15 protein-coding genes are annotated in these 14,036 nt (G+C 30.6%); all 15 read left to right on the top strand.

The annotated features are described in order from the left end of the window. The first annotated feature begins 156 nt into the window (after nt 1–156). On the top strand, nt 157–663 hold the full coding sequence (locus tag AC07E4_RS18385) for a phage terminase small subunit P27 family (RefSeq protein ID WP_478217135.1): 507 nt from the start codon (nt 157–159) through the stop codon (nt 661–663). Then, the gene (locus AC07E4_RS18380; protein ID WP_478217134.1) at nt 656–2,401 is read left to right on the top strand and encodes a terminase large subunit; all 1,746 of its coding nucleotides are present in this window, start codon (nt 656–658) and stop codon (nt 2,399–2,401) included. The genes AC07E4_RS18385 and AC07E4_RS18380 overlap by 8 nt, the downstream gene beginning before the upstream one ends. Nucleotide 2,402: 1 nt before the next feature. Then, nucleotides 2,403–2,579 (top strand): hypothetical protein, encoded by a 177-nt coding sequence (locus AC07E4_RS18375; protein ID WP_478217133.1) that lies wholly within the window; start codon nt 2,403–2,405, stop codon nt 2,577–2,579. After that, nucleotides 2,579–3,808, top strand: a complete 1,230-nt coding sequence (locus AC07E4_RS18370) for a phage portal protein (protein ID WP_478217132.1) — start codon at nt 2,579–2,581, stop codon at nt 3,806–3,808. The genes AC07E4_RS18375 and AC07E4_RS18370 overlap by 1 nt, the downstream gene beginning before the upstream one ends. After that, complete coding sequence (locus AC07E4_RS18365; RefSeq protein WP_478217131.1) at nt 3,801–3,938, top strand: hypothetical protein; 138 nt, start codon at nt 3,801–3,803, stop codon at nt 3,936–3,938. Before AC07E4_RS18370 ends, AC07E4_RS18365 begins: the two co-directional genes overlap by 8 nt. 53 nt (nt 3,939–3,991) lie before the next feature. After that, nucleotides 3,992–4,597, top strand: a complete 606-nt coding sequence (locus AC07E4_RS18360) for an HK97 family phage prohead protease (RefSeq protein ID WP_478217278.1) — start codon at nt 3,992–3,994, stop codon at nt 4,595–4,597. A gap of 43 nt (nt 4,598–4,640) precedes the next feature. Continuing rightward, on the top strand, nt 4,641–5,822 hold the full coding sequence (locus AC07E4_RS18355; protein WP_478217130.1) for a phage major capsid protein: 1,182 nt from the start codon (nt 4,641–4,643) through the stop codon (nt 5,820–5,822). Between the two features lie 9 nt (nt 5,823–5,831). Continuing rightward, nucleotides 5,832–6,137, top strand: coding sequence for a head-tail connector protein (locus tag AC07E4_RS18350; protein WP_478217129.1), 306 nt, complete (start codon nt 5,832–5,834; stop codon nt 6,135–6,137). Beyond that, on the top strand, nt 6,137–6,460 hold the full coding sequence (locus AC07E4_RS18345) for a phage head closure protein (protein ID WP_478217128.1): 324 nt from the start codon (nt 6,137–6,139) through the stop codon (nt 6,458–6,460). Before AC07E4_RS18350 ends, AC07E4_RS18345 begins: the two co-directional genes overlap by 1 nt. Next, nucleotides 6,453–6,839, top strand: coding sequence for an HK97-gp10 family putative phage morphogenesis protein (locus AC07E4_RS18340; RefSeq protein ID WP_478217127.1), 387 nt, complete (start codon nt 6,453–6,455; stop codon nt 6,837–6,839). The genes AC07E4_RS18345 and AC07E4_RS18340 overlap by 8 nt, the downstream gene beginning before the upstream one ends. 86 nt (nt 6,840–6,925) lie before the next feature. Further along, nucleotides 6,926–7,258: a hypothetical protein gene (locus tag AC07E4_RS18335; protein WP_478217126.1), complete on the top strand. Its 333-nt coding sequence runs from the start codon at nt 6,926–6,928 to the stop codon at nt 7,256–7,258. Between the two features lie 20 nt (nt 7,259–7,278). Beyond that, nucleotides 7,279–7,890, top strand: coding sequence for a major tail protein (locus AC07E4_RS18330; RefSeq protein ID WP_478217125.1), 612 nt, complete (start codon nt 7,279–7,281; stop codon nt 7,888–7,890). Between the two features lie 12 nt (nt 7,891–7,902). Beyond that, the gene (gpG, locus tag AC07E4_RS18325) at nt 7,903–8,190 is read left to right on the top strand and encodes a phage tail assembly chaperone G (protein ID WP_478217124.1); all 288 of its coding nucleotides are present in this window, start codon (nt 7,903–7,905) and stop codon (nt 8,188–8,190) included. A 92-nt stretch (nt 8,191–8,282) separates the two neighbouring features. Continuing rightward, the gene (locus AC07E4_RS18320) at nt 8,283–8,408 is read left to right on the top strand and encodes a hypothetical protein (RefSeq protein ID WP_478217123.1); all 126 of its coding nucleotides are present in this window, start codon (nt 8,283–8,285) and stop codon (nt 8,406–8,408) included. A 49-nt stretch (nt 8,409–8,457) separates the two neighbouring features. Further along, nucleotides 8,458–14,031 (top strand): phage tail tape measure protein, encoded by a 5,574-nt coding sequence (locus AC07E4_RS18315; RefSeq protein ID WP_478217122.1) that lies wholly within the window; start codon nt 8,458–8,460, stop codon nt 14,029–14,031. The last annotated feature ends 5 nt before the right edge of the window (nt 14,032–14,036 follow it).

The following is a 14,036-nucleotide window of genomic DNA, read 5'->3' as shown; positions in this document are numbered from 1 at the left end:
GCATAAAAAAAGAAATAATAAAAAGTATTGTTAAGACACTAGAGCCATAAGGGGGAGGGGTGGTCTAAAAATTTTTTAACCAATTCCCAAAGACCGCAGGGTCTCAGTCTTATAAATTTTTCTCGTTTTTTAAAAGGAAAGGGGGTCAAGGTACTTTTGGCTAGGAAGGTGATTTCAGTTTCGCAAATTCTTGCAAATGGCAACAAAGCCCATTTAACCAAGGAAGAAATAGAAAAAAGACAAGAACAAGAAGAAGAATTAAAAAAATTAAGTAGTGATAAAATACGACCGCCAACATGGCTAAATAAAGGAGCTAAGAAAATATTTAAGGATATAGTCAAAGAGCTTGAAGCATTAGAAATATTGGCGAACATAGATACTTATAATCTTTCTATCCTTGCAAATGCCTTTGATAAGTATATAGAAGCAACTTTAAAATTAAACTCAGATGAATTGACAATAGAACACGTAAATAAAAAAGGATTTTCAACAACTCAAAAAAATCCACTTATAACAGTTCAAATGGAATATGCGGAACTTGTTAGAAAAGTATCGGGTGAGTTTGGATTAACACCAGCCGCAAGATTAAAAATTATACAAGATAATTCCAAAGAGCTTGACGAGGACGAAAAAGAGTTTAATAGAAAGTTTGGTTATGTATAATACAGTTTTAGAAGAATTAATAAATTATAGCAATGAAATAGTTGACGGAAAGATAACCGCTTGTAAAAGACACAAACAAGCTTGTCAAAGGTTCTTAAATGATTTAAAAAAAATGGAACTTGATACATGGGATTGGTACTGGGACGAAGAAGAAGCACAAAAAATTATTAACTGGTATTCCTATTGTAAACATAGTAAGGGAGCATTAGAAGGAGAACCAATAATTTTAAATTCATGGCAAAAATTCGTTGTATGCAATATAGAAGCATGGAAGCACAAAGAAACTAATTACCGTAGATTTAGATTTGTATTTATTCAAGTTGCTAGAAAAAACGCAAAATCACAAATGGAGGGCGGTATGGCTTCATATGAGTGTGGAGCAAAGGGGTATAATGCCGCAGAAATTTACACATTAGGAGTTGAAAGAGAACAAGCAAAAATTGTATTTGATGAAGTTGGCTTAATGCTTACTAAGCCACTAAAGAAGAAATTTAAGATAGTACAAAAAGAAATAAGACATTTAAAAAGTTCTAGCTTTATAAGGCATTTATCTCAAAAAGCTGGTAAAACTGGAGATGGTAAAAATCCACAAATGGCAGTTATAGACGAGTATCATGCACATAAAGATAGTAGAATGTATGACGTTATGAAATCGGGTATGATGTCACGTACAGAGCCATTATTAGTTATAATTACAACCGCCGGTGAAAATTATGAGGGTACGGCTTGTTATTGTGAATACTTAGATTGTTGTAATATCTTAGATGGAACAATAGATAATGATAGATATTTTGTAATGATTTGTGAACTAGATAAAGGTGACGACCCATTTAAAGAAGAAAACTGGATAAAAGCAAACCCAGTATTATGCACATATGAAGCTGGTTTGGAAAGTATGCGAGAAAATGCAAAGCTTGCTAAAAATTCAAGTGATGAAAAGAAACTTCCGGAATTTCTAACAAAGAATTGTAACATATATGTTGCCGCTGGTGAAAAAAAATACATGGACGTAGAGCTATGGAAGAAGTGCAAAAGTGAAATAACTTTAGAAGATTTTCGCGGGTGTACTTGTTATGTTGGTATGGACTTATCAAAAACCGGAGATTTAACATCAATTAGTTTTGAATTTCCTTTTATAGATTTAGAAGACAATACACGAAAATATGCTTTATTTGGTCACTCATTTATTCCCGCAGCCGTTGAGGAAGAAAAAAGTAAAACAGACAATGTACCATATTCAATATGGCGAAGAAATGGTTGGTTAACTTCTACAGAAGCAAACGAGGGGCTAACGGTTGACTATTGGGCGGTACTAAATTATATAGAAGAAATAAAAGAAAAGTATGATTTAGATATTAAGCAAATAGGTTACGACCCTAACGGAGCTACAATGCTAGTTGGAGAGCTTGAAAGTCGTGGTTATACTTGTATTGAAATTAAACAAAGTGCAAGGGGATTAAATGAAGCTACTGTAAACTTTAGAGATTTAGTTAAGGTTAAGCAAATACAACATGATGGAAATAAACTAATGACATGGAGCTTAAACAATTCAGAAACAGATAAAAACAGTTTTGGAGAAATTAAAATTTCTAAAGTAAGCAAATTTAAAAGAATAGACCCGATTGCTTGTTCAATATTTTCGCACCAGTTATCAATGCAACATTGGAGCGATTCAAAAATGAATGTAAGTGAATTTGCTGAAGAAGAGTTCTTAAAAAAATTATGGAGGAAAAAATAACATGAATAAAATTAAAAATTTTATAAGTAAAAGCATTGGAGACATATTGTTTATAATAGGTCTTTTTTTAATTGTAAAAACTACATATAAAATCAGCCCGATAATAGCAAATTATCTTTTCGCTATAGTTTGTATTTGGCTGGGGTTTGCGTTAGATAAAATACTGAGGGATAAATAATGCTAGGGAAATTATTTGAACGTAGGACCAATGAAAAAAATGATTTTTCATTAGATAATGAAAAGCTTGCAGACTTATTTGGTTTAAATGGGTCTAATTTAGCCGTAAATGGATTTAATTCATTAAAGGAAGCTACAGTATATATTTGTACAAAAATACGTTCAGAGAGCATTGGAAAGCTACCTTTAAAGCTTTATAAAAATAAAGTTGAATGTAAAAGTGATGAATTATCATATTTATTAAAATTAAGACCCAATAAATTTATGTCAGCTATAAATTTTTGGAAGGCTATAGAAACACAAAGAGCTTTGAAAGGTAATGCCTTTGCGGCAATAATAAGAAATAAAAAAGGTGAAATAGATTCCTTAATACCAATTGAAGCGGATAAAGTAAAAATAATAGTAGATGATGAAAGCTTATTAAGTACAAATAAAGTTTGGTACATAGTAAGTGATAAAGGAAAGCAATATAAATTATTTTCTGATGAAATGCTTCATTTTCTAGGTGATATAACTATTGATGGATTAGTTGGTATACCACCGCTGGAGTATCTAAGATGTTTAGTTGAAAATGGCAAGTGTACACAAGAATTTGTCAATAAATTTTTTAGAAATGGTTTGAGTGTTAAGGGAATAATTCAATATGTTGGAGATTTAAACCCGGAAGCTAAAAAGGTATTTATAAAAGAATTTGAAAATATGAGTAATGGTCTTGCTAATGCTCATTCAGTTTCTATGCTTCCTATAGGTTATCAATTTCAGCCTATTTCTTTAAGTATGGCAGACGCACAATTTTTAGAAAATGCAAAGTTAAATTATAGGCAGATAGCCGCGGTATTTGGGATTAAATCACACCATTTAAATGATTTAGAAAGAGCAACACACACAAATATAGCCGAGCAACAAAATGAGTTTTATATAGATACATTACAACCTATGTTAACCGGATATGAACAAGAGCTTAATTATAAGCTTTTATCAAGGTCAGAATTTGAAAAGGGATATTATTTTAAATTCAACGTTGACGCAATACTTAGAACAAGTTTAAAAGATAGATTTGAAGCTTATAGAGTAGGAATTCAAGGAAGCGTACTAACGCCCAATGAAGCAAGAGGGAAAGAAGATTTAGAGCCGTTGGCTGGTGGTGATAAATTATTGGCTAATGGAAATATAATGCCGGTTGAAATGGCTGGAAAACAATATGTGAAAGGGGGTGAAAATAATGGATAAGGAAGAAAAAAGTAGATTTGAAGCTTATAGGGTTGGAATTCAAAGAAGGGTATTAACACCAAATGAAGTAAGAATAAAAGAAGGGTTAGAGCCGTTGGCTGGTGGTGATAAGTTATTGACTAATGGATAATATAATGCCGGTTGAAATGGCTGGAAAACAATATGTGAAAGGGGGTGAGGATAATGGAAAAGGAAGTAAAACGGGAAGTGAGGAATAATCATTGTCACTTAGAAGTAAGAAGCAATGAAGAAAACTCAGAGCAAAAGACAATAGAAGGATATGCCGCCAAATATAATTCAGAATCACAAGTTTTACGTGATTGGTGGGGTGATGAATTTATTGAAGTAATTGCCGAGGGTGCTTTTGATAATACTATAAGAAATAACACTATTAAAGCCTTGTATAATCATAATACAGATTATGTTTTAGGTTCTACAAAGAGCCAAACACTAAGGCTTGAAAGTGATAATATCGGGCTAAGATTTGAAATAGATTTACCAAATACACAAGTCGGAAATGATTTATACGAAAGTGTAAAACGTGGAGATATTGACGGTAATAGCTTTGGCTTTAAAGTATTAAATGATAAGTGGTCAGAGGTTGAGTTAGATGGCAAGAAGATAATGAAAAGGACTTTATTAGAGGTGGAACTATTTGAAATATCGCCTACACCGTTCCCAGCTTATGAAGATACTGAGGTGGATTGTAGAAGTTTAGAAAAATTTAAAACTGGATCGCGTGAAAAAAAAGAAAATAGAAGTTTATTAATTGAGTTGAAATATATTTAACTCTTTTTTTTATATTTAAAATTAGAAAGGTAAGGTAAAAAACATGAATTTATTTGCAAAATTAAAAGAATTAAGAGCAAAGAAAAAGGAGCTAGAAGAAAAAAGAAGCACATTAGTAAGTGAAATAAGAACGGCTGCGGCAGATAATAAAGAAGATGAAGCAAGAAAAAAAGCTATAGAAAAAGAAAGAGTTGAAGCAAGAAGCGAGATTTTAGAAGAAGAAATCCAAAACGTGCTTGATTTAATCGAAGAAGAAAGAAGCCAAGGCACAAAAGGTAAACAAATAAATAAAACAGAGGAAAGAAGCAAAGAAGAAACTAGAAGTTTACAGTTAAGAGCAATGGCTAATACAATCCTAAAAAATCAATTAACAGAGGAAGAAAGGTCAGTTATTTCAAGTGATAACAACGGGGCTATAATTCCCCAAGAATTTATAACAGAGTTTGAAAAATTAAAAGAAGGATATTCAAGCTTAAAGCAATATTGTCATGTCATACCAGTTAATTCTTTAAGCGGTAAAATGCCAGTAAGAAAGGGTACAACACCGAGTAAATTAGCCAATTTAGTTAAAGATAAAGAGTTAGTAAATGCAATGATAGAAACTCAGCCATTATCATATGATATTGATGATTATGGACTATTAGCACCAATTGATAATTCACTTTTAGAAGATGGCGGCATAAACTTTTTAGAATATGTAAATGAGGAATTTGCAGAATGTGCGGTTAATACCGAAAATGCAGAAATTATAGATAGAGCTTTAGAATTATTAAAAGTAGAAGCGGGAAAAGATTACAATGCATTAGTTAAAGCTATAAATAATTTAGCTCCAAATGCAAGAAATAGAGCAATAATAATTACTAATAGTGAGGGTAGAGCATACCTTGATGGATTAATGGATAAGCAAGGTAGACCACTTTTAAAAGAACTATCAGACGGTGGAGAATTAATTTTTAAGGGTAGACCAGTAATTGAAGTTGATAGTGAAGTAATGCCAGTAACGGCAGATAAAGCAGAATTTATTTTAGCAGACCTTAAAACATTAATTAAATTCTTTGATAGAAAGCAATATTTAATAGACCAATCTAAAGAAGCTGGCTACACTAAAAATCAAACTATAGTAAGAATTATAGAAAGATTTGATACTAAAGGAGCTATAGAAAAGACAGACGAAAGAGTTAAAAAGTTTGGTGTAAAAATAGATATAAATTTAGCAACAGCTTAGGGGTAAATTATGTTAGTAAGTTTACAAGAAGCAAAAGAATATTTGAAACTAGATGATTATGACGAAGAAGACAATTTAATAAATTTATTTATCCAAAATGCAGAAATTTACATTGAGGACGCAATAAAGCCAATTGAAGAAATGGGGGAAAAATCAAAAGCCAAAGCTAAATTAATAGCTTTGGTTTTAATTTCCGATTTTTACGAAAATAGAAGTCTTAATATGAGTTTAGGAAAAAACATGGGAGTATCAGAAAAAGTTAGATTTACAGTTCAATCTATGATTTTTCAACTTCAATTAAGGAGTGATAATTAGTGAAATTTTCAGAGCTTAACAAAAGAATTGAATTTATCATAATTGATAGTGGTACAGATGAAGAAGGTTATTCAGCAGACGTTGAAAAGGTAATTCGTAAATGTTGGGCTAATATTAAAGGGTTACGAGGTAAAAGCTTGTATGAAGCCGCACAAGTCCAAGCAGAGAAAAATAAAATTGTGAAATGTAGATATTTTAAAGGTTTGAATGAAGAGATGAAAGTTAAATATAATAATAAAATCTATGATATTAAATACATTAACGATATAAATGAAAAACATATAGAGTATGAAATTTATATATCAGCGGTGGATAATGTCTAGTATGGAATTGGACGGCATAGAAAAGATTTTAGAGAAAATAAATGAAATGGGTAAAGCCGGTCAAAGAGTAGAGAATAAAGCATTAAAAAAAGCTGGTGAGGTAATATTAGAACAAGCTAAAAACAATGTAAATGTCAGAACTGAAAGACTAAAAAAAGGTTTAAAAGTTAGTGGTGTAAGAAATAAAGAGGGTCGAAAGTATGTATTAGTCGGAATACAGAAAAGTGATAATAGTAATATTTTTTATGGCAAATTTTTAGAGTTTGGAACTAGCAAAAATCCAGCAATGCCCTTCATGGCTCCGGCATATGAAAGCCGTAAAAGGGAAGCAATAGAAATTATAAAAGAAGAATTAAAAAGTGCTTTACAATTAAAATAAATGAAAAAAGTTTTAATTCAAATTAGTATTTGATAGTTAGAAAATGAATTAAAAATATTTTTCTTAATAGAAAGGGTGTTAAATTTGTGAGTTTAAACAAAATTGTAAAAGAAACATTAAAGCCTTTAAATATTCCGGTTGAGTTTCAAACATATGGCGGTAAAAGTGAGCCATATATAACATTCTTTACTTATTTAAATCAAGCGGAGAGCTATGCAGATGATGAAGAAGAAGTAACCGGATATTATATACAACTGGATTTATTCGGTAAAAGCAATTTAGAAAAATTGCAAATAGAAATAATAAAATTATTAAAAGAAAATGGATTCATTAAAAAAAGTATAAATGATGGTTTATATGAGCCGGACACTAAGTTTTATCATAAAGTGTTTAGGTTCTTTTTTTATACAAAAAATTAGAAAGGCAAGGTAAAAATATTATGGCAATTAAAGGACTAAGAAATTTTAGATATGTAGTTTTAGAAGAAGATACAAACGGAGAATTAACATATAAGGCTGAAATTAAAAATCTTGTTGGGGCAAAAAGCATAAAAATAGCACCTAAAGTCGATACACAAGACCTTTATGGAGATGACCAGCTTTTGGAGACCGCTTCAACATTAGGAGCAATTGAGGTAGAAATAGATGTTGCAGACCTAACACTTCAAGAAAGAGCAGAGTTATTAGGATATAAATATGAAAATGGTGTTTTAGATGAAAACAAAGATTTTAACCCACCTTATATTGCGTTTGGGTTTGAAGCTCCAAAATCAAATAGTAAAACAGAAAATGAAGCATTTAGGTTAGTATGGCTGGCAAAAGGTAAAGCAGAGCCATTAGAGGAAGAAGGAAAAACAAAAGAGGATAAATTAGACTTTCAAACTCAAAAAGTTAAATTAAAATTTATGCCTAGAATAAATGACGGTACCTATAAAATAACCGCAGACACAGACGAAACGTCAGCACCAACAAAGGCAGAATTTTTCACAATAGAATTTTTAAAAACTAAGAAAAAAACAACAGTAGAATCAAAAGAAAAGGCGAAAGCGTAGGAGGATTAAAAAATGAATATTACATTAAAAATAGATGATAAAGAGAAAATATTTTCTAGTGGGTTTGTATCCACTAGAAAGCTTAAAAAAGCTTTAGAATTAACTAAGGATATAGATAAAATAACTCAAAATGCAGATGTAGCTTTTAATATACTGGCGGAGTTTATGCTAGAACTTTATAACCATCAATTCACAATAGATGAATTATTAGACGGTTATCCAGCGAATGAATTCTTTAAGAAAGCAATAGAAGATTTACAAAGCATAGTAGGAGATTTTAATTTAAGCTTGGGAAACTAACTAACGGAGAAGAAGGGGGCGAAAGTACTCTTTTAACTCCGGAGGAATTTATTTTAGATTTATACAGTAGTTTATTAGACCAAAGCTGGACTATGACAGAAATTGATAATATGGATATATTTTATTATTTTAAGGTGCTGGGATATAAATTACATAGTAAAGATAAAACTGGATCGAGTGAAAAAGATTTATTTATAGATGAATTAGGCTGGTTATAAGACTAAGATTTTTTCTTAGTCTTATTTTTATACCTAGAAAGGAGGGTAAATGGCGGAAGATATAGGAGATTTAGTTGTCCGAGTAGCAATGGAAGATACTAGCTTTAAACAAGGTATGAATGATTTAAATAGACAATTAAAAGTTAATCAAAGTGAGTTTGAAAATGCTACTGCCGGAACTAAAGAGCATTCTAACAGTTTGGATTTTCTAAAATCTAAAAGCGAAATGCTTTCTAAGTCTATTAATATTCAAAGCAATATTGTAAAACAGTTTGACAATAAATTAAAAGAAAGTAAAGAAGCATTAAATAAAACTACAGAAGCACAAATAACATTAAAAGATAAGGTAGACGCTTCAAAGAAAGCATATGAAGAGAGCAAAAAGAGTTTAGGTGGGAATAGTGAAAAGGCTAAAGAGCTAAAGGTGGAATATGAAAAATTATCAAAAGAATACGCAATTAATGAAGAAAAAATAAGAAATAATGTAAGAGCGATTGATAATTACAATATAAAAACTAATAATGCAAAGTCTAAGCTTTCAGAAATGAAAAGTGAATTAGTTAATACAAACAATGAAATGAAAAATTTCGGCTTCAATAATGGTATGACTGATTTAAACCAGCAATTACAAGTTACTCAAAGTGAGTTTAAAAATGCTACCGCTGGAATTAAAAATCATACTAATAGTTTAGAGTTTTTAAAGTCTAAAAATGAAATGCTTTCTAAGTCTATTAATATCCAAAGCAATATTGTAAAACAGTTTGACAATAAATTAAAAGAAAGTAAAGAAGCATTAAATAAAACTACAGAAGCGCAAATAATATTAAAAGAAAAAGTAGAAGCCACAAAAAGAGCATATGAAGAAAATAAAAAAAGTCTAGGTGAGAATAGTGAAAAGACTAAAGAGCTAAAGGCTGAGTATGAAAAATTATCAAAAGAATATGCAACTAATGAAGAAAAAATAAGAAATAATGTAAGGGCAATTGATAATTATAATGTAAAAGCTAATAATGCAAAATCTAAGCTTGCAGAAATGAAAAGCGAGTTATTAAATACCAGTAGTGAAATTTCAAAGCAAAGTAGTAACTGGAATAAGTTGTCTAAAGAATTAGCCAATGTACAAAAAGCATTAAATAGCGTTTCTGATAAAGTAGGTTCGGTAGGTAAAGAATTAACTACTAAGGTAACTACAATTGTTGGTGGTGCTGGTCTTGCAATTTCAAAATTGCATATGGATTTTAAAGAAAGTATATCAAAGATAAGTGCATTAACCGGAGCAACTGGAAATGATTTAAAAGAGTTAGAAGTTAAAGCAAGGGAAATGGGGGCGGGAACTTCTAAAAGTGCTAAAGAAGCGGCTGACGCAATGGGATATATGGCACTTGCGGGATATGATAATCAAAAGATAATGTCATCAATTGAGCCAGTTCTACGATTAAGTGAAGCTGGAAATTTAGACCTTGCAAGGGCTTCTGATTTAGTAACCGATTCATTAAGTGCATTAAATTTAAAAGTCCAAGACTTACCAAGATATTTAGATGTTTTATCACAATCATCAAGAAGAAGTAACACAGATATTGACGCAATGATGGAAGGCTTTTTAAAAGTTGGGGGAACTTTAAGCAATTTAAATGTACCAATCGAAGAAAGTGCAACATTCTTAGGTATGTTAGCAAACAGAGGTTTAAAAGGGTCAGAAGCTGGTCAAGCTTTATCGTCAACATTATCAAACATGACGGCAGGAGTAGGACAAGCACAAACAGCCCTTGAAGAATTAGGACTAACGGCATTTGATGGAAATGGAACATTTAAAGGATTAACCAATACATTCATGGAGCTTAAATCTAAATTATCCGGAATGACAGAAGAACAACAAAACCATTATATAGCAATGATTGCTGGAAAAGAAAATATAAAAACAGTAAATGCGTTATTAAGTGGATTAGGTGAAGAATATGGGACTTTAAAAGGTCAAATTGATGGTGCAAACGGTGCATTGATGGAGATGGCAAAAACTCAGCAAGCCAATAACAAAGGGTCGTTAAAAGAATTAATGTCAGCGGTTCAGGAATTAGCACTAAAAATTGGTGATATTTTAAGCCCTTCAATTGCTAAATTAATAGATAAATTAAAAGAAATAACCAATAATCTTAATAATGTAAATCCAAAAGTAATTGAAACTTGTGTAAAGATTGCTGGATTAGCAGCCGTAATTGGTCCGGTTTTATTAGGAATATCTAAATTAATAAAATTAGTTGGAACAGTAGCGGGAGCTTTTGGCATGGTAAGCGAAGCTATAGCCGTAGCAACAACTGGTGCGGTAGCTTCAACAACCGCCGTGGGTGGACTTGCTACAGTATTTACTGCATTAACCGGACCAGTAGGAATAGCAATTGCATTAATTGGTGGAGTTGTTGCTATCGGTAAATTGGTAGAAAATCATTTTTCAAAGGCTAGTTTAGAGGTTCAAGGCTTTGGAAAAGAAGTATCAAAGGGAACACAAGAAGCAATCGGAGCATATGAGGAATTAGACAATAATGTCGGTCAATCACTAACAAATTTAAAGCTTAAAAATCAAGTTGTATCAAAAGAAGCCGCAGACACTATAGTAAATAATTTTTCTGAAATGTCTAGTCAAGTAACACAAAAAATGAATGATAAGTTTAAAGAACAATATGACACCATGAATAATTTTATGGTACAGTCAAAAGCATTAACTGACGCAGAAAATGCGGATATTCTAAAAAGCATGCAAGAACACCATAATAAAGAAGTTACGGAAGTTCAAAAAGGCAAAGAACAGATAAACTCTATTATTCAAACTTCATTAGAACAAGGTAAGCAAATTACCGCGGAGCAATACGAACAAATAGACCAAATAAGAGCAGAAATGTCAACTAAGGCAATTGAAGTAATGTCCCAATCAGAACTAGAACAAAAGAGCTTGTTAGAAAGACAAAAAAATAATACTATAGCGACTACAGTAGAACAATCAACGCAAGTTGTTAAAGAAAGCATAATTCAAAGAGAAAAAGTAATTGATGAAGCTGAAAAACAATATGACGGTACAGTACAAAATATAATAAAACAACGTGACGAAATGGGTACTATATCAGACGAACAAGCTCAAAAATTAATTTCTGCCGCACAAAAGCAAAAAGAAGATATAATTTTAGAAGCAAAAAACACACACCATTTAGTAGTAAATGAAGCAATGAAACAAGCAAAAGACCATGCAAAAGAGGTTGATTGGGAAACTGGAGAGGTAAAATCTAAATGGCAAGTAATGAAAGAAACAGTTTCATCAAAAGCACGGGAAATAAGAGATAATGTCGTTAAGTCTTTTCAAGAGCAAGGTGAAAAAATAGATAAACAAGTTGAAGAAACTAAAAAAGGTATTGTGAATAAATGGAACGATACTATAAATTGGTTTGATACATTACCAACAAGATTAAAACAAAAAGCACATGATATGTTTGAAAACATGAAACAAGGAATTGACGAAAAGACGGCAGAAATCAAACAATCAGCTCAAAATATAGGTAATGGAATAGTTGAAAGGCTTCAAGAAATACCAAGTAAAATGGGCGAGATTGGGAAAAATATTGTAAATGGTTTAGCAAATGGAATACGTAATTTTGCTGGTGATGTATGGGAAGCCGCTACAGAATTAGGGCATAGTGTAACAAGTAAAATAAAGACCGCTTTGGATATTCATTCACCTTCACGAGAAACTAAAGCATTAGGTAAATATGCTTCACAAGGTTTGGCATTAGGTATTTTAGAAGATATGGATAAAGTTGAAAAGGCTTCAAGATTAGCCGCTGAAACAATTAAAAGTATTACAGAAGGAGCTTTATCAGATATAAAAGTAAAAACAAATACAAATGCTTTAGAAATAAAAGATAGAACAAGTAAACAACTTAACTGGGGAACTAATAATAAAAATGAGTACTCAGCATATATAGACTTTGTAAATAAATTAAATAAAGAAGAAGTAGAGAACACAAAGGAATGTTTAAAGGAGGACTATGAAAATAGAAAAAGCTCTTTAGAAGAAAGAATTAGAATACTTAAAAATGAAAATTCTATAGAATTAAAAGAAGAAAAAAATAAAGTAGATTCTCAAATTTCATATTTAGAAAAATTATCTAGGAATACGAAAAGTAAAGAAGATAAAAAGAAATATTCTAATGAACTTATTGAATTAAGAAAATATAAAAAAGAATTTTTAGATACAACTAAGGAGCAACAAAAAGCAAAAATAGAAAGTCTAGAAAAATCAAAAAGAGCTTTAGATGAATATTATAAAGTTGGTGCTAAATTATTAGATACAAGAGAAAAGAATATAAAGAAATCTTTAAAAACACAAGAGAATGTTTTTAAAGACCTTATGACAACCTATGATACTGCAATTAAACAACTTAGTATAAGTACTGGTGATTGCATAAAAGATTTAGAAAATCAAGAAGCAATTGTTGTTATTCAATCTAAAAAAGTAGAAGATTTACGTAAAAGATATGAAGAGCTAGCTTATTCATTTGGGACAACGGCAAGTGAAACAATAAAGGCTCGTGAAGAGTTTGAAAAAGCTAGAATAGAACTTGAAAAAATGGCGGATACCGTTAAAGATGCATCAAAAAAAATAGCAAATGAAATAAATAAATTTCAGAATGAAATAATGAATGCATTAAAAGAAAGGTATAAAGAGCAACAACAATTACAAGAAGAAGCAATAAAAAAAGATTTGGATTTACTTGAAAAATGGAAAAATGAAAGTATATCTAAAACAAATACCTTTTATGATACTAAAATAAAAAAAATTGAGGAAGCGGCTAATGCTCAAATTAATGCAATTGAAAAAGAACTTGCCGCACTTGAAGAAAAAGAAAAAATTCAAGATAGAGAAGAAAAAGACAAAGAAGAATTAAATAATATAAATAAAATCAAATCATCAATTGAATATGAACATGATGATTATAATAAAGCTCAGCTTCAAAAAGAGTTAGATAAAGCTATTGTTGAGAGAAAAAAAAGACTTGATAAACAAGCTTTAGATGATAAAAAAGAGAATTTAAAACAACAAATGATAATAATAAAAGAAGACGCAACTAAGAAAAAAGAATTTTTAGAGTTGCAAAAGAAAGATGAATTAGAAAGAATAAATTCTATTTATCAAAGTGAAAAAGAAGTATATACCCAACGACAAGAAGAATTGAAAAAATTCTATGATGAAAAGACAAAGGAAGCGGCACTTCAAGCTGAAGCCGAAAAATTAATTATGGATAAAAACCAAAAAGAAATTATTGAATTATTACATAGTTATAGTGCTGAATATAAAAAAGCTGGTCAAGCTTTAGGTGATAAACTTGTGGAAGGATTTAAACCAGCAATAGATGAAATAAAAAAATTGATTGATAGTATAACCGCTGAAATTAATGCCGCTAAAAAAGAAGTAATGAGCTTATCAAATAATTCAAAGGGTAAAAGTAGCAGAAGTGTTGCACCAACAAATATAACTAAAAATAGTAGAACGAGTAATTATAATATAAATGTGTCCGGTAGCAATTCAGCTAGTAGAGATATTGAAAGTACTATACGGAGCTTAGCATTTACAATATAAAATAC

This window comes from Clostridium amazonense (assembly GCF_056431285.1).
Note: the sequence above shows the minus strand (reverse complement) of the source record. Positions and strands in the feature narration are given on the sequence as shown.

What these genes read in the sequence shown, in the direction of transcription:
- AC07E4_RS18380 (WP_478217134.1), top strand. Translation starts at nt 656, where the DNA reads ATGTATAATACAGTTTTAGAAGAATTAATAAATTATAGCAATGAAATA.
- AC07E4_RS18375 (WP_478217133.1), top strand. Translation starts at nt 2,403, where the DNA reads ATGAATAAAATTAAAAATTTTATAAGTAAAAGCATTGGAGACATATTG.
- AC07E4_RS18370 (WP_478217132.1), top strand. Translation starts at nt 2,579, where the DNA reads ATGCTAGGGAAATTATTTGAACGTAGGACCAATGAAAAAAATGATTTT.
- AC07E4_RS18365 (WP_478217131.1), top strand. Translation starts at nt 3,801, where the DNA reads ATGGATAAGGAAGAAAAAAGTAGATTTGAAGCTTATAGGGTTGGAATT.
- AC07E4_RS18360 (WP_478217278.1), top strand. Translation starts at nt 3,992, where the DNA reads ATGGAAAAGGAAGTAAAACGGGAAGTGAGGAATAATCATTGTCACTTA.
- AC07E4_RS18355 (WP_478217130.1), top strand. Translation starts at nt 4,641, where the DNA reads ATGAATTTATTTGCAAAATTAAAAGAATTAAGAGCAAAGAAAAAGGAG.
- AC07E4_RS18350 (WP_478217129.1), top strand. Translation starts at nt 5,832, where the DNA reads ATGTTAGTAAGTTTACAAGAAGCAAAAGAATATTTGAAACTAGATGAT.
- AC07E4_RS18340 (WP_478217127.1), top strand. Translation starts at nt 6,453, where the DNA reads ATGTCTAGTATGGAATTGGACGGCATAGAAAAGATTTTAGAGAAAATA.
- AC07E4_RS18330 (WP_478217125.1), top strand. Translation starts at nt 7,279, where the DNA reads ATGGCAATTAAAGGACTAAGAAATTTTAGATATGTAGTTTTAGAAGAA.
- gpG (WP_478217124.1), top strand. Translation starts at nt 7,903, where the DNA reads ATGAATATTACATTAAAAATAGATGATAAAGAGAAAATATTTTCTAGT.
- AC07E4_RS18320 (WP_478217123.1), top strand. Translation starts at nt 8,283, where the DNA reads ATGACAGAAATTGATAATATGGATATATTTTATTATTTTAAGGTGCTG.
- AC07E4_RS18315 (WP_478217122.1), top strand. Translation starts at nt 8,458, where the DNA reads ATGGCGGAAGATATAGGAGATTTAGTTGTCCGAGTAGCAATGGAAGAT.